Annotated in this window: 21 protein-coding genes, 2 pseudogenes and 1 other annotated feature; of the genes and pseudogenes, 6 read left to right on the top strand and 17 right to left on the bottom strand. The window is 35.8% G+C overall.

Annotation, left to right across the window (positions count from 1 at the left end; translation table 11 throughout):
* Positions 1–97 precede the first annotated feature (97 nt).
* Entirely contained in the window at positions 98–712 is a 615-nt protein-coding gene (locus WAZ07_RS08325; protein WP_090916055.1) for a DedA family protein, read from the bottom strand.
* 210 nt (positions 713–922) lie between these two features.
* Positions 923–2,563: a methionine--tRNA ligase gene (gene metG / locus WAZ07_RS08320; RefSeq protein ID WP_336472048.1), complete on the bottom strand. Its 1,641-nt coding sequence runs from the start codon at positions 2,561–2,563 to the stop codon at positions 923–925.
* Positions 2,564–2,614: 51 nt separating this feature from the next.
* Positions 2,615–2,887 (bottom strand) — a binding site (T-box leader).
* 117 nt (positions 2,888–3,004) lie between these two features.
* Between metG and WAZ07_RS08315 the strand changes: the two genes are divergently transcribed.
* On the top strand, positions 3,005–3,805 hold the full coding sequence (locus tag WAZ07_RS08315; RefSeq protein WP_336472047.1) for a class I SAM-dependent methyltransferase: 801 nt from the start codon (positions 3,005–3,007) through the stop codon (positions 3,803–3,805).
* Positions 3,806–3,931: 126 nt separating this feature from the next.
* On the top strand, positions 3,932–4,246 hold the full coding sequence (locus WAZ07_RS08310; protein WP_336472046.1) for a metal-sulfur cluster assembly factor: 315 nt from the start codon (positions 3,932–3,934) through the stop codon (positions 4,244–4,246).
* 165 nt (positions 4,247–4,411) lie between these two features.
* Here WAZ07_RS08310 and WAZ07_RS08305 read toward each other — a convergent pair whose 3' ends face one another.
* From WAZ07_RS08305 to WAZ07_RS08290, 3 genes are all read right to left on the bottom strand, one after another.
* Positions 4,412–6,061: a M4 family metallopeptidase gene (locus tag WAZ07_RS08305; protein ID WP_336472045.1), complete on the bottom strand. Its 1,650-nt coding sequence runs from the start codon at positions 6,059–6,061 to the stop codon at positions 4,412–4,414.
* Positions 6,062–6,209: 148 nt separating this feature from the next.
* Positions 6,210–6,908 (bottom strand): pirin family protein, encoded by a 699-nt coding sequence (locus tag WAZ07_RS08300; protein ID WP_336472044.1) that lies wholly within the window; start codon positions 6,906–6,908, stop codon positions 6,210–6,212.
* 331 nt (positions 6,909–7,239) lie between these two features.
* Positions 7,240–7,674 carry a DUF3920 family protein gene (locus WAZ07_RS08290; RefSeq protein ID WP_336472111.1) on the bottom strand — a complete coding sequence of 145 codons (435 nt, stop codon included), beginning with the start codon at positions 7,672–7,674 and terminating at the stop codon, positions 7,240–7,242.
* Between the two features lie 232 nt (positions 7,675–7,906).
* Here WAZ07_RS08290 and WAZ07_RS08285 point away from each other — a divergent pair, with 232 nt between their 5' ends.
* Positions 7,907–8,347 (top strand): Dps family protein, encoded by a 441-nt coding sequence (locus tag WAZ07_RS08285; RefSeq protein ID WP_336472043.1) that lies wholly within the window; start codon positions 7,907–7,909, stop codon positions 8,345–8,347.
* A 214-nt stretch (positions 8,348–8,561) separates the two neighbouring features.
* On the opposite strand, the gene WAZ07_RS08280 is transcribed toward WAZ07_RS08285, so the two are convergent.
* Complete coding sequence (locus WAZ07_RS08280; protein WP_336472042.1) at positions 8,562–9,140, bottom strand: LOG family protein; 579 nt, start codon at positions 9,138–9,140, stop codon at positions 8,562–8,564.
* 72 nt (positions 9,141–9,212) lie between these two features.
* Between WAZ07_RS08280 and WAZ07_RS08275 the strand changes: the two genes are divergently transcribed.
* Positions 9,213–9,527 (top strand): MazG nucleotide pyrophosphohydrolase domain-containing protein, encoded by a 315-nt coding sequence (locus tag WAZ07_RS08275; RefSeq protein WP_090916036.1) that lies wholly within the window; start codon positions 9,213–9,215, stop codon positions 9,525–9,527.
* 63 nt (positions 9,528–9,590) lie between these two features.
* Positions 9,591–10,097 (top strand): ferritin, encoded by a 507-nt coding sequence (locus WAZ07_RS08270; protein WP_020062878.1) that lies wholly within the window; start codon positions 9,591–9,593, stop codon positions 10,095–10,097.
* A gap of 45 nt (positions 10,098–10,142) precedes the next feature.
* Here WAZ07_RS08270 and WAZ07_RS08265 read toward each other — a convergent pair whose 3' ends face one another.
* The 4 genes and pseudogenes from WAZ07_RS08265 to WAZ07_RS08250 all read right to left on the bottom strand — a co-directional run bounded on the left by WAZ07_RS08265 (position 10,143) and on the right by WAZ07_RS08250 (position 14,307).
* A complete protein-coding gene (locus WAZ07_RS08265) occupies positions 10,143–11,324 on the bottom strand; it encodes a NupC/NupG family nucleoside CNT transporter (protein WP_336472041.1) in 1,182 nt (393 codons plus the stop codon).
* A gap of 305 nt (positions 11,325–11,629) precedes the next feature.
* Complete coding sequence (locus WAZ07_RS08260; RefSeq protein ID WP_090916030.1) at positions 11,630–13,054, bottom strand: alanine/glycine:cation symporter family protein; 1,425 nt, start codon at positions 13,052–13,054, stop codon at positions 11,630–11,632.
* A gap of 221 nt (positions 13,055–13,275) precedes the next feature.
* Positions 13,276–13,686 (bottom strand): annotated as a pseudogene (locus WAZ07_RS08255) (alanine:cation symporter family protein); the annotation flags it as partial.
* Positions 13,687–14,040: 354 nt separating this feature from the next.
* Positions 14,041–14,307 carry an ArsR/SmtB family transcription factor gene (locus WAZ07_RS08250; protein ID WP_396549576.1) on the bottom strand — a complete coding sequence of 89 codons (267 nt, stop codon included), beginning with the start codon at positions 14,305–14,307 and terminating at the stop codon, positions 14,041–14,043.
* Positions 14,308–14,714: 407 nt separating this feature from the next.
* Here WAZ07_RS08250 and WAZ07_RS08245 point away from each other — a divergent pair, with 407 nt between their 5' ends.
* Positions 14,715–15,272 carry a DedA family protein gene (locus WAZ07_RS08245; RefSeq protein WP_336472040.1) on the top strand — a complete coding sequence of 186 codons (558 nt, stop codon included), beginning with the start codon at positions 14,715–14,717 and terminating at the stop codon, positions 15,270–15,272.
* A gap of 41 nt (positions 15,273–15,313) precedes the next feature.
* Here the strand turns inward: WAZ07_RS08245 and WAZ07_RS08240 are convergent, their stop codons facing one another.
* The 7 genes and pseudogenes from WAZ07_RS08240 to WAZ07_RS08210 all read right to left on the bottom strand — a co-directional run bounded on the left by WAZ07_RS08240 (position 15,314) and on the right by WAZ07_RS08210 (position 20,834).
* Positions 15,314–15,436, bottom strand: coding sequence for a DUF4023 domain-containing protein (locus WAZ07_RS08240; RefSeq protein ID WP_035433200.1), 123 nt, complete (start codon positions 15,434–15,436; stop codon positions 15,314–15,316).
* A 71-nt stretch (positions 15,437–15,507) separates the two neighbouring features.
* On the bottom strand, positions 15,508–16,902 hold the full coding sequence (locus tag WAZ07_RS08235) for a DUF4179 domain-containing protein (protein ID WP_336472039.1): 1,395 nt from the start codon (positions 16,900–16,902) through the stop codon (positions 15,508–15,510).
* Positions 16,872–17,423 carry a sigma-70 family RNA polymerase sigma factor gene (locus WAZ07_RS08230; protein ID WP_336472038.1) on the bottom strand — a complete coding sequence of 184 codons (552 nt, stop codon included), beginning with the start codon at positions 17,421–17,423 and terminating at the stop codon, positions 16,872–16,874. The genes WAZ07_RS08235 and WAZ07_RS08230 overlap by 31 nt, the downstream gene beginning before the upstream one ends.
* 194 nt (positions 17,424–17,617) lie before the next feature.
* Entirely contained in the window at positions 17,618–18,676 is a 1,059-nt protein-coding gene (locus WAZ07_RS08225) for an endonuclease/exonuclease/phosphatase family protein (protein WP_336472037.1), read from the bottom strand.
* Positions 18,677–19,032: 356 nt separating this feature from the next.
* Positions 19,033–19,635 carry a nitroreductase family protein gene (locus WAZ07_RS08220; protein ID WP_336472036.1) on the bottom strand — a complete coding sequence of 201 codons (603 nt, stop codon included), beginning with the start codon at positions 19,633–19,635 and terminating at the stop codon, positions 19,033–19,035.
* Positions 19,636–19,683: 48 nt separating this feature from the next.
* The gene (locus WAZ07_RS08215) at positions 19,684–20,334 is read right to left on the bottom strand and encodes a DsbA family oxidoreductase (protein ID WP_336472035.1); all 651 of its coding nucleotides are present in this window, start codon (positions 20,332–20,334) and stop codon (positions 19,684–19,686) included.
* A 63-nt stretch (positions 20,335–20,397) separates the two neighbouring features.
* Positions 20,398–20,834 (bottom strand): annotated as a pseudogene (locus WAZ07_RS08210) (Rrf2 family transcriptional regulator).
* Between the last annotated feature and the right edge of the window lie 307 nt (positions 20,835–21,141).

Below are 21,141 nucleotides of genomic sequence, written 5' to 3'. Positions count from 1 at the left end.
TCTTACCGATAATGAACAACACACTAGCTTACCTATACAAAAAGGCAGCGCTTCTCTCAACAGAAGCACTGCCTTTCTCAACATGAAATGGATCATTTTAATTTACTGTGTGTGCAAACACACGCTTAATTTCTTTACGGAATCGGACAGCTACACATACCGCCACAATCACCACAATACCAATAATAATCTTTCCGATATGATCTTCAAGCAATCCAAAAATTGCATCTATGTTGCCACCTAACCAATAACCGCCTACTAAGAAGAACGTTACCCAAAACAAAGCCCCGCTATAGACTGTTACCGCAAAGCGGCGAAATGGTAAATTAATAATTCCTGCAAAATATCCTGTAAAATGACGCACACCAGGAATAAAAAACGCAATAAATATTAAGGAATACCCATACTTATCGAACCACTTTCGCGTTAAATCAATTTTGCGCTGCGTTAGAAAAACATATTTGCCATACTTTTGAATAAATGGCATACCAAGCTTGTTCCCTAGAAAATATTGAATTGTCATCCCAACACTTGTCCCTAAGAAGGAGAAGAAGATTAATAATGGTAAGTGTAACTCACCTGTATGCGCTAAATATCCCGCATAAGCTAATGTTGGCTCTCCCGGAAACGGAAGTGCAATATATTCTAACAGTAGTCCAACAAGTACAACATAGTAGCCGTACTGTTGAAATAATTCGTGAATCCATTCCATGTCGACCTCTCCTTTTCCTGCTGATACGCAATCTTCTATAACGTACTTAGTTTGTATTTTTATTGTATAAAAACTTCTAGAAAACTGCTATTGTAATAACTTACAATAAGCTTACATTTTTGTAAGGAGAAAACATTCTGCAAATTACTAAACAATACTTATCTTCATTCGTTTATTGCACAAACGTTGAACCAAAGCGAGTTCCACTTCTCATCTATCACGAAAAGATTCGTTCAACTTTTTCACTTCTTCCTCAATTTTCTTCACATCAATGCGTTCAAATAACGGTGACACATTCAAAATACGAACTGGGCTTTCCACCGTATAATTCCATCCGTTCTGGGAAACTCCTAACATTTGTTGCACTTGTGCAGACGAAAACGGAAGAAACGGTTTTAATACTCGGGCAAAATTCACGATAAGGTGAATACAGTTTCTCATTGTATCATCGCACGCTATCTTATCCTCTTTTATTTGCTTCCACGGCTGCCTTTCATCGAAATATTTATTCGCGTAGCGAATATGTTCAAAAATCGTCTCTAGCGCTTGTTTAAAATGCGCTTTTTCAATAGACTCTTCTACTTCAACGTATAATCCCTTTAGCTTTTCTTCCATTTCCTCATTCACTTGACCAGTCGGTACAGTATTCTCATAATATTTTTCAAGAAACTTCAACGTTCTATTTACAAAGTTTCCATACGCTCCTAACAATTCACTATTATGACTATAAATGAATTCCCGCCATGAAAAATCCGTATCTCGATTTTCAGGTGCGTTTATAGTTAAAAAATAACGGATCGAATCCGGATGATATTCCTTCAAAATTTCCGGAACCCAAACAGCCCAGTTTTTACTCGTCGATAACTTTCTTTTTTCAACTGTTAAATATTCATTCGAAACAATATATGCAGGTAATGCTTTCACTTGTATTCCCTGCAAAATAGCTGGCCAAATAATTGTATGAAACGGAATATTATCTTTGCCGTGCACATAATACGTTCGTGTATCCTCTTGCCAAAATGGTGAATCATCACTGTTTGTTTCTTGTGCCCATTGTTTACTTGCTGAATAATAACCAGACACAGCCTCGATCCACACATACACCTTCTTATCCTCGTATCCAGAAACAGGAACTCTCACACCAATTGGTAAATCTCTTGAAACAGCACGGTCTTGTAAACCTTCTTGTAGGTAGCGCAGTGTTAATTGCAGAGCGTTCTCACGCCACGTACCGCTTTTCTTTACTGCTTCTACATATTCTTCTAGCTTCTGTTGTAATGACGTTAATGCAAAATAAAAATGCTCTGTCTCCTTAATTATCGGCGCAGTGCCGCACAGTTTACATGTTTTCTCTAGCAAATCTATCGGATCTAAAATAGCAGAACATGCATCGCACTGATCACCACGCGCACCTGCACCGCAATGCGGACAAATCCCTTCGACATAACGATCTGGCAAAAATTGTACACAAGTCTCACAGTATGTTTGCTCTACTGTCTTTTTATAAATCAATCCCTTTTCTAAAAGCTCTAAGAAAATGCTCTGAACGACTTGATGGTGAGAAACAGAGTCAGTACGAGCATAATAATCATATGAAAAACCAAGCGCTTGAAAACATCGTTTAAATTCTTCATGATAGCGATCCGCAATTGTTTTGACACTTACCTTCTCCTGCTTAGCGCGAATTGTAATCGGTGTACCGTTACAATCACTTCCCGATACATATAACACATTGTCCCCTTTTAACCGATAATAACGAGCTAAAATATCTCCTGGCAGTAAACCAGCAATATGACCAAGATGCAGCGATCCATTTGCATATGGCCAAGCGCCTCCAATAAAAATATTCATCCTACATTCCTCCTTTAAAAATAAAAAAGCCCCGTCCTTATCTTCTAAAAAGATAAGGACGAGGCTGTATATACAGTCGTGGTACCACCTTATTTCGTCAATTGCTCACACAATTGACCTCTACAAGTACGGAGCAATCATTGCTCGTATACTGTGACTTTGATAACGAGAGTCAACGCTCGTCGCCGCCTACTATTATCAAGTGATAAGTTCAGGACGAAGCTCAGAGGCCATTGTTCAAATGATCATTCTTGCTTCTTTTCAGCTCCCGAAGCTCTCTGGAAAGAATGGGGTCATTCTACTTTTCCTCTTCAACGCTTTTCATATGTAATATACATTGTATGAAAATTGTACAGAAAAATCAAACTTTTTGTAAATAAAAAGCAGGATTTTTCACCTTTATAAGGAAACTATATACCTTCACAGAAAGGAGCGATAGGATTGAATCAACAACAATTAAGTGCAATGAATAAAACAGGATGGAACAAATCAGCTTATGAAGCTTGGACAAATCGCCACGGAACGCCGTATTCTTACGGAAAACAAATACGAGAAAATCCCGCTGCTGAAGTCGCTTATTATTTGCCTTACATAGATGATGTACGAGGAAAACGAATTATAAATCTAATGGGATCAAAAGGGAGTAAGGCGGTTGCTCTGTCATTGCTAGGAGCAGAGGTAACGGTCGTCGATATTTCAGAGAGCAACGCAAAATATGCGAGAGAGCTTGCCGCAGCTACCAAAACACATATTGAATACATTGTGTCTGATGTGCTCCATATCAAAAAAACAATCGGCTCATTTGATGTAGTATTACTCGAGCTTGGTGTGCTCCACTATTTCATAGATTTAAAGCCTTTATTTACAATCATTTCTCAATTACTAAAACAAGGTGGAACATTTATTTTACGCGACTATCATCCACTGTACACAAAACTAGTGCAAATAGAAAATAACGAAGTAGTTGCAAGTGGCAATTATTTTCATGAAGATGTAATCGAAGTAGATGTAGCCTACAGTATGCTCTTATCAGAAGCAGAGCGTAACTCTTTACCCAAAAACATGATTCGCAGATGGACATTAGGCGAAATTGTAACAAAAATTGCGCAATCGGGACTCCGCATCGAGGAGCTCACAGAAGAATGCGGTCCAAAACAAAAATGGGTCTTCCCCCCTCATGCTCCGAACGGAATTGAAGATCGTATCCCTGGACTTTATACACTTATCGCCAAAAATATATAGAAAGGCATTCCTCATAACACAGAATGTTTTTTTCTATATGAAAAATACTATGAGCTAGATCACTGCATCTTTATTGCAAATCCATTATAATGAGAACAAATATCAATTATTATTAGAGGTGCTTATATGTCTCAAACTTTGGAAGATAAAGTATATGCCAATTTAGAAGCTGTTATTGATCCTGAGCTTGGCGTCGATATTATAAATCTTGGGTTAGTATATGATGTTACAACTGACGAACAACATAATACTGTTATTACAATGACAATGACTTCTATTGGTTGTCCAATGGCTGGACAAATCGTATCTGATGTCAAAAAGGTATTAGCAACAAATGTTCCTGAATTAAATGAAATTGAAGTAAATGTTGTTTGGAATCCGCCATGGACAAAAGATCGCATGTCCCGATTTGCTAAAATTGCATTAGGCATTCGTGATTAAACGATAAAAAAGACCTGATATGAAATCAGGTCTTTTCGTTTCTTACCCCGCATTAACGGGCAGTAAAGGATAGGAAAACCAGGAAGAAAACTGCCCGTAAAAGCCCGATTGGGCGGGCTTTCCATCAGTGGTGGATGAAGAATCCCCACTGACGGAAGTTTCACTTTATTTTACACCTACTGCATCGTATGCTTTCTTTACAGCTTGTACTTCTTTAGAATTTTGGCCATATAAATCTGTAGCCGCTTGAATTGCAGCTTGGCGCATCATGCTAAAGTTTGAGTTTGCAGTTAAATATTTTGTAAGAGCGCGGTAATAAATTTTTTCTGTTGCTTCGCGGCCTACACCATTTACAGTAACATCGTAATGCGTACCACCTTCAGAAACTAAGTATGCCGCTTTGTTGTTAATGCTGCTATTAATATGAACACCGCCATTATCAATCGTTCCTTTGTAGCGCTTACTATAATGATCAGGGTAGCCTTCACTTGGCTTTAATGGATTTGGAATAGAAGCCGGATTACTTAAAGAACGCAGTACAGTTCCTCGCATCTCTGGTGCATAAATATCTTCTCCCATATCCCAATCATCACGGTCAACCATTGCACCCATAATATCAGATAACGATTCATTTAATGCGCCAGATTCATTTCTATATTCTAGATTTGCAGAGTACTCTGTTACTGCGTGAGTGAGCTCATGCGCAATAACATCAAGTCCTGCTGAGAATGGAATAAATTCTTTTCCATCACCGTCTCCGTACATCATTTGGATACCGTTCCACCCTGCATTATCCCAGTTCTTCCCTACGTGAACAGTAGAAATTAATTTTGCCCCTTCATTATCATAAGAATTACGATTAAATGTTTTCTTATAATAATCGTATACTTTCGCAGCGTTAGCATGAGCATCGACAGCTGCTTTATCCTCAAAGAATTTGTTTTTGCTTTCAACTTCATACCCTGTATATCCGAACCATTGCGACAGTAAATCAAATAAATATGGATTCATATTTTTCGCATCGAATGTATGAACACCTTGTCCACGCGTACCATCAAATAAGTGAAAAGCACCTGTTTTTTCATTTCGGGACATTTCAAACATTGTGCGATTTCCTGATACACCGTAACCAAACCCAGTAATATGATCAATCGCATTATACTTCTCAATTACATTTCCGTTTGTTGCATCAACAAAATAATGCCAATAGCCTGGTGCTGGATTTGAAGTAGATGCTTTTACAAGATAAGAAAGATAATATTGTCCATCTTTTTCATATACATATAAATCTTTCTTAATACCATCATAGTTATCTACTTTTCCAATTTCTTTCTCAATACCGGCCTTTGCAATATTTACGGCCTCATCTTCTGAAATGCTCGCAGATGATGGGATATTTTTATTTTCTAAATTCGGAATAACTTGTCCGAAAAATGCTTTTACATTATTATCTTTATCTAGCGTTACTGTTTGATCAGATCCATATACAGGAACACCATTATGTTTTTCAATAAGCTTCACATGTGTTGTTTCTGCTTCTGCATCTTTTTCTTCGCTAACGACCTCAAAATGTTTCTCAATATTTCCCGCTAATTTAAACATATCTTTTTTACTTTTTAAATACTCAAACACCGTTTCTTTTTTATCTAATCCTTCCGGTGCTTTCCACTCTTCCCCAATATAAGATGGTGTCTGGAACTCTTGGTTGTATTGAATTTTTTGCTCATCTGCATATGTACGTGACGTACCTAATGTCGCAAATGCTCCTAAAGCCATAGACAAAGCTAACGTTGAAGATAGAACCTTCTTTTTCAAAAACAACACTCCCCATCCCTAAATTGTTTTACACTTTTATACAGTTCTAGAGAAATTAGCAATAACCTTTAATTGAATTTTTAGAAAATTTCGACAGAATATTCAAAAAATAGTAGCGTCCTTTTTAGACGCTACTCGCTTATTACAATTATTGTTTCTTCATCTCAATTACCAAATAATGAGCTGTTTCCGTTGCTTGAATGTGAATATCTTCCGCAATTACTTCTGCTGCATCTCTCGTCCCTAATGTTTCACCGTTCACAACGCCGCCTCCTTCAATTTGAACCAAATAAGCTTGACGCCCTTCACCAACTGAGAACACAATCTCTTTTCCTTTTTCTAAAGCAAGAGAGTACAAGTTTGCATCTTGATGAATTTCAATCGGTGCACCGCCATCAATTGGTGAAACCATGTGGAACCATGTATTCTCACGTTTATCCCAATCAAATTTAAATTCACCATAATTTGGTGTATGACCAGCACGGTCTGGTAAAATCCAAATTTGCAGCAGACGCAATGTTTCATCGCCTAAATTGTGTTCACTATGGAAGACGCCTGTTCCAGCACTCATATATTGCACATGTCCACGCTCAATTGTTCCGCGGTTTCCCATACTATCTTGGTGTGTTAATGCCCCGTCTACTACATAAGAAATAATCTCCATATCACGGTGCGGATGCATCTCAAATCCTGTTTGTGCTGCTACTAAATCATCGTTAATAACACGAAGTGCACCGAATCTCATATTATTTGGATTGTAGTAATCTGCAAATGAAAAATGAAAATGTGTATTTAACCAACCGTGATTTGCTCTTCCCATTTGTTTATGATCAATTTTTTTAAACATATTTTTCACCTCATATTATCTCGAATTTGAGATATTTATTTGAAATTTTTTATAACTGTAACTTTCTTAATAATTCCAGCAGTTGCTTCTGCTCCTCACGAGTGAGCTTACAAAATTGGATTGCTTAAAAACTTTCTTACGGGGGAACTACTTCTGTATGTCCCCTGTCCGATTTATACTAATTCATTAAATTGTGCAGCAGACAAATCTCATCTTTTACATGTTGATTCGTCTCACTAAGCTTTGTAACTACAGTTTAGAACTAAACTTAATAAATGTCAATTACTTTCTTTTTGTAAGTTAAAAACTAAAACATAGTATATACTATGTTTTAGTTCACATACCTTCTCCTATATTCTCTCAGCTTTCTCTTCGCAAATACCCTTGCATCTTTTTCAATCCACCGCTTTTCATACATTTCATCCCCAACATACAATAACTTATGTTCATGCTGCATATCATGCCGAAACTCATGCAACAATGTTTCTAATACATTCTCATACTTCTCCCACATACAAACAAAAATGAGCCGCTTTTCTTTATGATAAAATCCGCTCAAAGGAAATAAAAATTCTTCTTCCTCTTCTCCTAATCGTATTAACACATCATTCGTTTCGCACGTATCACAGAAAATAACAGGTACCTCACGTCGTTCAATTAACGAGAAAACATCTCTCTTTACTTGATTTATATCCCATGGAAAATCGTCATCAAGTACATACCAGTTCCCAGCTTGTTGATATATCCTTTGAAATGGGAGCTGCATTTTCATTCTCCTTTCTCTTTACTCTTTGTTACCTGTATGTCACATTAGCTCTTATTTTAAACATACATGTGCGTTACAAAATATTTTAAAATTATATATGCAAAAAGAGTTGATTTTATACCTGTTATTACATTATAATTATTATAAATTAGTAAATAGTATAAAATAATAATTTAAAAAGAAATTGACCACATTAACAAACAGTATAATAATTTAAAAGGGGATTGATTACATGAACACACAAGTAATTGAAGTATTAAACAAACAAGTAGCAAACTGGAACGTTTTATTCACAAAATTACACAACTTCCACTGGTACGTTACAGGACCTCAATTCTTTACACTTCATGAGAAATTCGAACAACTTTATACAGAAGCAGCTACGCACATCGATGAAATCGCAGAACGTATTTTAGCAATTGGCGGCAAACCAGTAGCAACAATGAAAGAATACTTAACATTATCTTCTGTTCAAGAGGCAGCTTACGGAGAAACTGCAGAAGGGATGGTCGAAGCGATTATGAAGGACTACGAAATGATGCTAAGCGAACTAAAAAAAGGCATGGAAATCGCACAAGATACAGACGATGAAATGACATCTGACCTACTACTTGGCATCTACACAGAACTTGAAAAACACGCATGGATGCTGCGCGCATTCTTGAATCAATAAGAAAAGCGGAGCCGACTGTTTAGCCCCGTTGGCTAAGGTTCTTTCACACAGAAGGTGCTTTTTACCTTCTCGTGTGGAAGGTTCTTAGACATGAGGGGCTAGGAGGTGAAGCTGGATCATAAGAAAGGCGGCGCCAATATATCGGCGCTTTTTCTAATATTTGACAAGAAAAATATACAAAAAAACCGAGTGGGACACTCCACTCGGTTTTTCATCATGTTAACTGTTTCCACTTATTACCCATAACTGGTCTTTTGTAACTCTTCATCTCCACAAATAATTCGTTAGCTGTTTGTGCAGAAACAAGCAATTCTTTATTTGATGGATTCATAAATCCTTCTGCTGCTGCACGGTCCACCATTTGTAATAATGGTGTGTAGAATTCTGCAATGTTGAGCAATCCAACAGGCTTTTCATGAATCCCGATTTGTGACCAACATACAACTTCAAACAACTCTTCAAATGTTCCATATCCACCTGGCAATGCAATAAATGCATCAGCAAGTTCACTCATTTTCGATTTTCTTTCATGCATTGTTTCTACTTCGATTAGTTCCGTTAAACCGTGGTGAACAATTTCTCCTCTAAATAACCCACGCGGCATGATGCCTGTTACACGGCCCCCTAGCTCTAATACTTGATTTGCTACTTCTCCCATTAATCCAACACAAGAGCCGCCGTATACAAGCTCTATATTATTTTGAACTAGTATCTTTCCAAGCTGACGAGCTTCTGTTTGAAATTCTAGACGCTCCCCAACATTCGATCCTGCAAACACACAAATCCGTTTCATTCTTCCACCCCAAAACTATATATTGTTATGCTACAATGTAATCATACTACATATTGGGAGGATGAGAAAAGGATGGATACGAATGAATTTCAAAGATGGGTGGAACAATTTTATCATGAGCGGGGCTGGGCCCAATATAATTCTTTTATTCGCGTTAATTTTTTAGCGGAAGAAGTTGGCGAAGTTTCTCGCGTTGTGCGTGCTATCGAAATCGGCCGCGATCGCCCAGATGAAACGACGAAGAGCGAAGAAGAATTAACAATAGAGTTGAAAGAAGAACTTGGAGATGTACTAGGAAACCTTATAATTTTAGCGCAAAAATATAACCTAGATTTGCAAGATATTATGGAAACACACGTGAAAAAACTTTCCAAACGATTCAAATAATAAATGAGAATTATTTTCAACTATGATATGATTATATTGTAATAATATGAAAGGGGTCTTTTTATGTTATCTCCAAAATTACGTGAAGCACTAAATGATCAAATGAATTTTGAATTTTACTCAGCCCATGTGTATATGGCAATGGCAGCATACTGTACATCAGAGAGCTATGATGGATTTGCAAATTTCTTTCTTGTACAAGCAGAGGAAGAGCGTTTCCATGCTATGAAGCTGTACAATTATATTAATGATCGCGGTGAGCGTGCAATCATTACTGGATTTGATCATCCAAATAACGAATACGAATCGATTTTATCAGCTTTTGAAATCGCCCTTGAGCACGAGCGTGAGGTTACAAAACGTATTTATAACCTATCTGATATTGCATGGGATGAACGCGAACATGCTACCATCACCTTCTTAAAATGGTTCGTTGATGAGCAAGTAGAAGAAGAAGCATCTTTCGATAGCATCATTCAAAAATTAAAACGAATTACAAGCGATTCAAACGCATTGTTTATGTTAGATGCCGAATTAGAAAAACGTACATTTACTCCGCCTGCTGAGTAAACAAAAAAAGCAATGAGCCCGCTGCTCATTGCTTTTTATTTTATCTTATAGCATAACCCCAACGATAATCGCTGATAAGACACTTACTAATGTTGCACCGTATACAAGTTTTAATCCGAAAGAAGATACAACATTTGCTTGTTTTTCATCGATACTCTTCGTTGCACCTGCGATAATTCCGATAGATGAGAAGTTTGCAAATGATACAAGGAATACAGATAAGATACCAACTGTACGAGGTGTTAAACCACCAGCTGCTTTTCCTAAATCAAGCATCGCAACAAATTCGTTTGTTACTAATTTTGTTGCCATAATTTGTCCAGCTGTTACCATCTCAGATGCTGGAATACCCATGATGAATGCTAATGGTGAGAACACATATCCTAAGATCGTTTGGAATGTGATACCGAAAATAGAATCAAATAGACCGTTAATTGCTGCCATCAATGCAATGAATCCGATTAACATTGCTGCTACTGTAACTGCAATTGAAAATCCTAACATAATGTACTCGCCTAGCATTTCGAAGAACGTTTGGTTCTTGTCCTCTTGTAACTCTAAAATATCATCCTCTTCTTTTACATCGTAAGGATTTAAAATGTGAATGATAATAAATCCACTAAATAAGTTTAAAACAAGTGCTGTTACAACATATTTAGGGTCAAGCATTTTCATGTAAGAACCAACGATTGACATGGAAACTGTCGACATAGAAGATGCACAGAGTGTATATAAACGATTTTTTGGCAATTTACTTAGTTGATCTTTAACTGTAATAAATACTTCCCCTTGGCCAACAATTGCCGCTGCTACTGCATTATAAGATTCTAATCTTCCTAAACCATTTATTTTACTTAATAAGAATCCAATTGCTTTAATAATGACTGGTAAAATTCTAAGATGTTGCAGAATTCCAATTAACACTGCTAAGAAAATAATTGGAAGTAATACAGAAAGGAAAAATGTGAATTCTCCCTTATTTACCATTCCACCAAATACAAAGTTAATTCCAGCGTCCGCAAATTTTAAAATTGTACTAAATCCATCAGAAATTCCTTTAATTAAATAGTATCCAATCTGTGTATTTAATAAGAAATATGATAATCCTAGTTGAATAACAAGCATAATAGCAATTGGCTTATATTTAATCTTTTTCCGATCGCTACTTACAAGAAACGCTAGTATAAATACAGCAATTAGTCCTACAAGAAACATGACAAATTTCATACTTGAATCCTCCATTTTGTAGTTTGATTTACCAAGATGCAACAGTTGTCTAACGATAGACGTCTGACAATTCAGATTAAAAAGATAAATACCTTTACATGCAAATTACTTCCTATATGAGTAAGCGTTTGCATTAGACGAAATTCTATACTGAATAATTATTGTGGAATATGAGAATGATATCATTTTGTTTCATCCATAAACTGATTGTAAGCGTTATCTTTACAAAAAGCAATATATTTTTCAAAGGGAAAAATATACAAAAAAAGGAACATAGAGTCCCGCCTCTATGTTCCTTTGCGTTACTAACCTAATTGTTTTTCTTTTTCAATTACTGGATCTTCCCAGCATTCTGCATTTTTTAGTCCCGGGATAGAACTTGCATGGAATACAGGATCTTTCCCTTGTTTCTTCTGCTTCATATAGTCTGTAAGTGCAGCAAATGCAAATTTACCAAGAAACGCAATCGCAATTAAATTTATGATAACCATAAAGCCCATAAATAAATCAGCTAAATCCCATACAAATTGGATCTTTGCAACAGAACCGAATACAATCATGGCTAACACGCTTATTCGGTATACCATCAACCATACTTTACTATTGTTTAAGAATCGAATATTTGTTTCTCCGTAATAATAGTTACCAATTAACGCACCGAATCCAAATAGGAAAATAAAGATAGCAAGACACCCTGATGCCCAAGAGCCGACATGTTCACTTAATGCTGCTTGTGTAAGTGCAATACCATTTAGCTCTGGTTGTTTGTATGCATCAGAAAGTAAAATAATAAATGCTGTGCTTGTACAGACAATCAGTGTATCCGTTAATACACCAAATGCTTGAATAAGTCCTTGTTTCACCGGATGGCTTGTTGTTGCCGTTGCGGCAACGTTTGGCGCACTTCCCATACCAGCTTCATTTGAGAATAAACCACGTTTAACCCCATGCATGAGCGCTGCGCCGATTGAACCGCCTGCTATTTGTTTAAAGCCAAATGCGTTTTGAACAATAAGAGAAAGAACTTCTGGCATTTTTGTTATGTTTGTAACTATAACAAATAATGCAATACCAATGTATAACACCGCTAGAAACATCACTTTGTATTCAGCCATTTTTGCAATACGCTGCACACCGCCAAAGATAATCGCAGCGAAAGCAAGAGCCATAATAATTCCTAAAGTTAAACGATCTGTACCGAATGCGTTCTCAAAAGCAATTGTAACGGTATTTGATTGTACAGAATTGAATACAAGACCGAAAGTGATCGTAATTAAAATGGAGAATAATACTCCCATCCAACGTTTGTTTAATCCTTTTTCCATATAATAGGATGGACCACCGCGGAAACCATTTTTATCTTTTACTTTATATATTTGCGCTAACGTACTTTCAACAAAGCTGGATGCTGAGCTAATAATAGAAATAATCCACATCCAGAATACCGCTCCAGGACCGCCTAATGCAATCGCAATCGCAATTCCTGTGATATTTCCAGTTCCAACGCGAGCAGCCATACCAATACAGAACGCTTGAAATGGGGAAACTTCGTCTTTAGAACCAGATTTCCCTTCCATTAACACACGGACCATTTCCTTTAACATTCGAAACTGTACAAATTTCGATTTAAACGTAAAATAAATTCCGAAAGTAACAAGCATAATAATTAACAATTTAGACCACAGAAAATCATTTGTTAATCCCAATAGATCCGACAAAAATTGTCCCATATCATCACCTCATATCAAAATTTAGTAGCCCTAATTCATATAAAATAATCTTATTTTTCCGACATAAATAAGCTCGTCTCATACACACATGCAACACAGGTAAAAATTTTCTATGAAAATAGTATTTCCTCGTTTATGCGAATATCCATAACATGTAACCGTACAGCTAACAGTTGCACCATCATGCTTGTTCCGTATGCCGGATTTTTAAATTGGACTTATATATAACGTTCAAGACCAAATGCATTCTTAATTCTTCAAAGCAAGTGTAACTGTATTTGCTTGTACAGAGTTGAAAATTAGTTCATAACTAATTGTAATTAAGATAGAAAATAAAATTCCCATCCAGCGCTTATTTAAACCTTTTTCCATATAGTAAGCTGGACTACCTAACGAAATCGCTAGTGCTCCCCTGCTAAGTTACCAATCCCGATGCGGGCTGCAGAACTTATACAGAAAGATTGGAAAGAAGAAACGCTACCTTTTTTACCCGCCATTTCCCCTAGATGACGAATTTGAACGAACTTCAGTTTAAAAGAAAAATAAAGACCTAAGCCAATTAACATTGTAATAATTACATAAGTCCATAGAATATTATTTGTTGTTTCAACGGATTTTTCTAAAATGCTAATCATGTTGTCCCCTCCCTTTTTTCTTACATAAATTCAATTGTAATTTAAATCCATTCAAAAATCAACAATTTTCGACAAAACAACAATTTCATATCGCATTATCTCTCAAATTCTTTGTTTTTCTTTAAAATACTCTTAAATACAAACGCTTACAAGAAATGAATACATGTTATCTTTTCTGACATGAAAATATAATGCATAAAAAAAGCACAATTCTCTTTAACCGAATTGTGCTCTATGACATGATTTCGAATCTTTTCTCTCTATAAATCGTTTAACAGTCTAATATTATATTTTAGAGTCTACAATAAAATATTAGACTGTTAAAAAATATAAGAACTCCGTCATTTTCATTTAAATAATATTGGCTACAATCATCTTCGTACGACTATCCACTACTTCATAATAAATTTCTAACCCTTTTCGAGTGCCCGAAACAATTTTAGCAGCTTTTAATTTCGCTAAGTGCTGACTAACTGTACTTTGAGGCATTCCCAACTTTTCATACATTGTTGTTACATTCGTAGGGCCTTTCGTAATCAATGTTTCAACTAAATTTAAACGCACAGGATGCGCCAATACTTTTAATATTTCAGCGATATCTTCATATTTTCCTATCATTTTCATTTTCTCCTCTTTATATAATTATGTTTATAACTTTCCACTATATTATTCGAAAGGACATATGATTTTATGTCCGTCGTTTTAAAAAATTTTAAAAAAGTTTTAGAAATGAAAATAATAACGTTTTATGCTAACGCAAAACGTTGAGCGAAGCTACTCCCCTTTATTTTCAGAGGGTTCTAAAACAAAATTTGTTATAATAAATAAATATATTTAGCTACATGATAGATTTATACATACCATTTCACACAAAATGAAGCAGCAATATAGTAATGATTGTGCGTAATTGGGTGAAACTAAAAGACATATACAATAGTTCTTATTGCAGATGAAACGGATGGTGATCACAAATAGAACAGCACTTAAATTATGTCATTTCGCATTATGGATATTTCGGACTAATCATGGCGTTAGTTGGGGGAATTATTGGATTACCAATACCAGATGAAACGTTATTAACTTTTGTAGGATATTATATATTTCAAGGGAAAATGCACTTCTTTATCGCCTTATTAAGCGCATGGTTTGGCTCGGCAGTTGGTATTTCGCTTAGTTACATATTAGGAAAAAGACTTGGGCTTCCCTTCTTAAAGAAATTTGGTCCTAAAATGCACATTACAGAAAACAAAATTGCTCGGACACAAGCTCTCTTTCAAAAAATCGGTCCTCCTTTACTTATTTTTGGCTACTTCATTCCAGGAGTGCGGCATGTTACTGCCTATTTAACCGGCATTTCCAGTCTGCGTATTCGGACATTTTGTCTGTACGCTTATCTAGGAGCATTCATATGGAGCTTTACTTTTATTCAATTAGGATTACAATTCGGGAAAGACTGGCATCTAATCAGTCATTACGTTCACCGTTACGGGCTTATTTTATTAGTTGTATTAATTATTTTTTCCGTTCTTGCCGCTTTGGCTTTTCTATACATTCGCAGAAAAAAAACAAATGCAACGCAATGAAATCAACAAAACCCACCTTCCCAAAAAGGTGGGTTTCTTTTTTATTTATGCGTTTTATTCGGCTTTTTCTTGCCCGGGTTTCCGTTACCTTGACGCTTTTTATTTCGTTCCGCTTTCTCCTGTGTATCGTGCAGTTTCTCTACAAAATTACTACTGTTATCCATAGTTGCAGCCTCCTTGGTTATCGTTCTTTTGTTACTATAACCAAGTACATGTAAAATCATGAGGTGTAACCTTATTTTACTTTAATCTGAACAGGCGGTAATGTTTTATTTGGGTGATACGGCGACATCAGCACCTCTAATACGTAATCCTTTAAACTGAAATTCTCCACACCATATTTCCCATCTAATTGAAACGTTCCTTCAAATTGAAGTTTTTCCTTATCTAGTACTTTCACGGTACTTCCTTTTACATTATGTCCACGCGGTACGATATCTTGATCCATGTACGAAGAATCAGTTAGATTCATCGCCTCGCCAAAATTGATTAATTCGTCCATAGATATATGTTTTGTATCGACATTTTGAAGTGTGTAATTTACAATTAGCCGCTGATTCTTATGCTGGATGTGGTTAACAATTATTTTGAAATCACTGCGCGTGCTCTTCATTTCAAATGGTGTTTTTTCATCTAGCTTCACAATTGCTGGTTTTTCTGATAATCGTACAAAAGGATATATTGTAATAAATTCCGCACTATCAGGAATTTTCTCGAAAATAGAACGCTCTGCAGATTCTACATGATCGCCTACTTTTTCTCTGCCAAATTCAATCCCTGAAGTAGACATATCAATTTCGTTCCCTTTATCATCTGTTATTTTGTGGATTCGTGCTAAGTCGTTCTCGCCAACAAGCGGATAAATTGCTTTGTAGTCAATCGTTGTTGCTCCTTTACCGATTGTAATATTTTCAAAGTTAAATGTATGCTGCTGATCCTCACTGCTAACAGACTGCTTCGAGTTAATTTTTTTATTTTCTAATTGTTTCACGGGAATATCGAACTTCCAAAATCCTCTCGTTTCACCGATAGATGTAATGGTAATTGGTAATGTTGTATTTGGAGGTAATTCTTTTTCAGGGTAATCAATTTTGATATTTCCAAACCAACCATTCTTTGTTACTCTCCCGCCACCCGAAGCGCTTTTCATCCACTTTGGACTTCCGTCAGCAAGCTTATATGTATAATAAAAACGATCATGAGATACAGCATTTTTCGCGCCTTTATCCGGATTATCAACCGTAAACGTTATCCCAATCCGGCCGCCATCATAATACACACTTTTCATCGTTACACTAACTCCATTACTTACTGCTTGTTGATTCAATTCTGTTACGAGTTTACTCGCAAACAGATTTTGACCCATCGTATCATGAAAATAATCATACACTTTTCCTATAAGCGGAACTTCTGCTAATACACGATTCATTTGCGGGAAAACAAAGCCTGAGCCTAGCACACCTATACATACTGATGCAGCAGCTAACCATGCAATCTTTCTTCGTTTATATTTTCTTTTTGTCGGTTTTTCTTGCTTTGCTCTATTCACACCTTTTTTTATCGCTATCTGTAATTCTTCCCGAGGAACTTCGATTTTGTTTATTTCATCATTAACCCACTGTTTATCCAATTCTCATCACTCCCTCCTAATAATTTCTTTAACGATTTTCTCGCCCTATGCAAATACGTTTTGACAGTTCCTTCAGGTACATTCATATGCCAAGCAATTTGGTTTATCGGAAGATCATAATAATAATGTAAAATAATAACAGTTTGATAGTTTTCATCTAGTTTTCCAATTGCTGCTTGTAAGTCAATGTTTTGCTCAATTCGGTTTGCCACGTTTCGTACATCTTTGCATTCCCTGCTATCTTCTAATTGTTGAACCTTCTTCTTCTCATTTAATACTTGGTAAGCGTTATGTATTAAAATACGCGTCAACCACGTCAGAAAAAAGTTTGGTTTTTGTAATTGCTCTAAAGATAAGTACGCTTTATAAACCGTTTCTTGTACGATATCTAATGCATCTTCTTTATTTTGCACATACATATAAGCTGTACGATATAATTGATCCTGATGAAGGCTAATGAGCTGTTCAAACGCTGCATCATCACCCTTTTTTGCTTTTTTCACTAATTTTATTTCATCCATCTTATCCCTCCTTCCACTTATTAGATAGGATATGGAATGTTTTGGTTTCAAAAATTTATATTTCCTGCATAAAAAAAAAACGTCCCAACAAAGCTTGAGACGTTTTTTAAGACAAGTCTGTTCATCTATTTCTCTAAAATTACTTCTAGCTGTTTCACTTGTGCCGCTACAAAAAGTTATTCACAAAATAAAACTTATTTTAATTTAAACACCGCACTTACCGGATTATGATCACTATTTTCAAACTTCAGATCATTTCCATGTACATTTACGATTTCTACATTTGGCGAAACTAAAAATCCATCAATAATCGTAACGAAATTCTCACCTTCTACATATTTCTTCACATCATCGCGAACGGTCCAAACATTAGGATCTACTGCCCACTGGAATCCACCGTCCGTGAAATCTTTTGGCAATTGTACTAACCATTCAGGCCATACTTTTTGAAACTTCGGATCTTTTAGCTGTACATCAGAGACTAGTTGATTCCAATCACCACCGAGTATCACATAATCACCGTTTTTATAGTGTTCGTTCATATACTCTTTCAAATAATCAACTTGCTGCCTTCTTATTTTTCCGCCTTTATCATAAGCAGATAAATGAAGATTAACGAGTCTTAAATATTTCCCATTACTCACAGGGATTTTATGCTCAACGATTGCTCGGTCTAAATCAAATAATTGTTTTGGCCAAGGCTCTTTCCCTGGCAGTTGAAATCTTGTTGCTGTATCAATCTTATACTTAGAAAATGAACTCATTCCTGAATTCGTATATCCCATTGGATTAGTAATCGGAACAGGTACCCACTGTGCATGATAGTTATATCCGAAAGAAGATTCATAGTTTTTCAAACCGTTCTTAAATACGGCATATTCATTCACATCAAATGATCTTGAAGATTTCGTATCCACCTCTTGCAATAAGATAAAATCAGAATCTTCTTTTTGTAAAAAAGATAGCATGTTGTTAAGATTCTTTTCTGTTTGTTCTTTACTGCTAGAACGAGAGCCTTCTCCCCCGTCCATAAAAAAGTCTTGATCTTTATCCAAACCAGCATAACCTACGTTAAAAGTCGTCGCTGTAAATGTGTCTCCCTGTTTTAAAACCTTGTCATTCTTATTTTCTACATTTAATTTCAGAACACTAACAGGTTTCTCATCTGTAATCATAATATAGGCTAAAAATACAGCTACACTACCGCCCACTAATGCTACTAGTAATAAAAGTACTTTAAATATTTTCTTCAAATAAATAACTCCTTTTTATATCAAAATAAATGTTTCTCAAAAAATATACTGTAAATCTCTCCTCTCTTCAATAAAAAAAGATAATTAACAATATTCTGTATTATATTCCAATAAATAAATACGACTTATTTCATAAGGAAACAAGATTATTTTACCACATTAACAATGTTTGCATGATTATATAAGCATTAACAAGTAATCATATTATCCACTTTTTTAATCATTATATAAATATAAAAAACGCCTCTAATTTTTGAGACGTTTTTTCTTTAAGTATAGTCATAGTCCGATTTTTAAGTTGAATCCATTCGCCATAATGACTGCGTGTTCCCTATTCAGGAAATCATTCGCTTTTCTTAATAAAATTTAACTACATCTTCATAAGCTAAAAACGTTCTTTCGCCTGGCTGCTCATCCGGCTCACCAAATGGCATTTGTCCTACTAGGCTCCACTCTGCTGGAATGTTCCAAGTTTGTTTTACTTCTTCATCAACAATTGGGTTGTAGTGTTGCAGAGACGCTCCGATTCCTTCTGCCGATAAAGCCATCCATGTTGCATATTGCAGCATTGCACTTCCTTGATGAGACCAGAATGGGAATTGCTCTTTGTATAACGGCGCGTTTTCTTGCATTCTCTTCACAGTTTCTTGATTTTCAAAGAATAACACTGTTCCTACTCCATCACGGAATCCTTGCAGTCTTGCTGCAGTTGCCTCAAAATTTTCTGCTGGAACAAGGGCACGAAGCGTTTCTTTTACGATATCCCAAAACTTTTCATGCTCTGCATCCATTAATACAACGAGGCGGCCACTTTGCATGTTAAAAGCTGATGGTGCGTATAAAGCAGTTTTTAAAACGTCACTAATTCTTTCTTGCGTAATATTTTCGTTCTTTTTTACTTTACGAATAGAACGGCGATTCATAATTGCATCTTTTAAATTTGTTGTAGTAACTGACATGTTTCATTCCTCCAATACCTTATATGTTGATTATCATCCAATCTCTTATTAACAATATCCATCTACATTACATTGCATTCCATCTAATTCATTTTCCTTACTTTTTGCTAGCTCTTGATCGATTGCTTTTGCTAATCTTTCTTTGCTCGCTAATCCTTGAATCACTTCATCACCAATAACGAATGTTGGAACAGCCATAATCTGTGCTTCTTCGTAAGCATGTTGCAACGCTTCTTCTTGTACGTCTTTATACTTTCTTGATACTAATGCTTCTTTAAATGCTTCTTTAGGGAGTCCAACTTCCCCTGCCAATTTTGTTAATACTTCGATATATTCAATATTTTGTTCTTCTTGGAAAAAGGCAGCAAACACTCTATCGTGAAACGCATTTCCTTTTCCATGTTCCTTCGCAAAGTGGTATCCCTCAAAGGCAAGGTTTGTATACGGGTGCGGAGAAACACGAGGTAAACGCATTTCTACTCCTAATTTTTTTGCGGTAGGAACAATAAATGAATCCCATGAACCTAACTTATCAGGCTCTTTCCATGGATCGATTTTTGGATATGGACTTGGGCGTAATTCAAATGGCATCCATTCTACTTCTACATCTTTCCCCTTTACAATCTCATCCAAAGGAGCTTTTCCTAAAAAACAAAATGGACATATAAAATCAGAATAAGCTTTAATTTTTACAGTCATGTTTATGTTCCCTCACTTTTCTTTTCGTTGTAATCAATTAAGTTACAACTAAGTTAAAAAAAATTACTTTGCAGAATGTATTTGATTTACTAATGATATAACTAATTTCTCCATTGTTATGCTTTCCAATACGAGCTCAAGCGCTTCTTGTGCCTGAACTAAAATCACTTCTAAAACGGCTTGTATATTTGCTCCTACCGGACAATTAGGATTTGGATTTTCATGAAAATGAAATAACTTTTCCTCTTCCACCACATCTACGGCTCGGTACACATCTAGCAAGGTAATCTCACACAACTCTTTCACGAGGTAAGCTCCTCCTGCGCCGCGGCGTACTTCAACAAAACCTGTTTTTTTAAATACGATAGTACTTTCCGAATAATTACTGGATTTGTATTTACACTTTCCCCTATATACTCTGAAGTACAAATAGAAGGTGGATTACTTTTTAGGAGAGATAAAATATGCACAGCAATCGTAAAACGGCTACTAATTTTCATATTTATCACCCCTTCGTCGTAATCATTATAGTTACAACGTAAACAGAAGTCAAGTGGCCTTAAAAAAGATTTTTTCAACATGATATCCATTTTAAGCGTTCAGCATATAAGTCGATGCTATGGAAATTATACTATGACCTGCACTCGCTTTCTTCTTTTGTTTTAAACTTTGCATGTGGTAAAAAAAGGCCCTGACCGTTTCTATGCGCGGCCAGCTGCTCTCACCCACCTAAAAAGGAAGGGGTTTTATGCCTATTTTTTAACTTGTATATATCGTTCATTTCAGTACTTAAGAAATATTACAAAA

Source organism: Bacillus bruguierae (assembly GCF_037104725.1).
In the GTDB taxonomy this organism is placed as follows: domain Bacteria; phylum Bacillota; class Bacilli; order Bacillales; family Bacillaceae_G; genus Bacillus_A; species Bacillus_A bruguierae.
The sequence above is the reverse complement of the archived record's forward strand: the minus strand, read 5'-3'. Positions and strand labels throughout refer to the sequence as shown.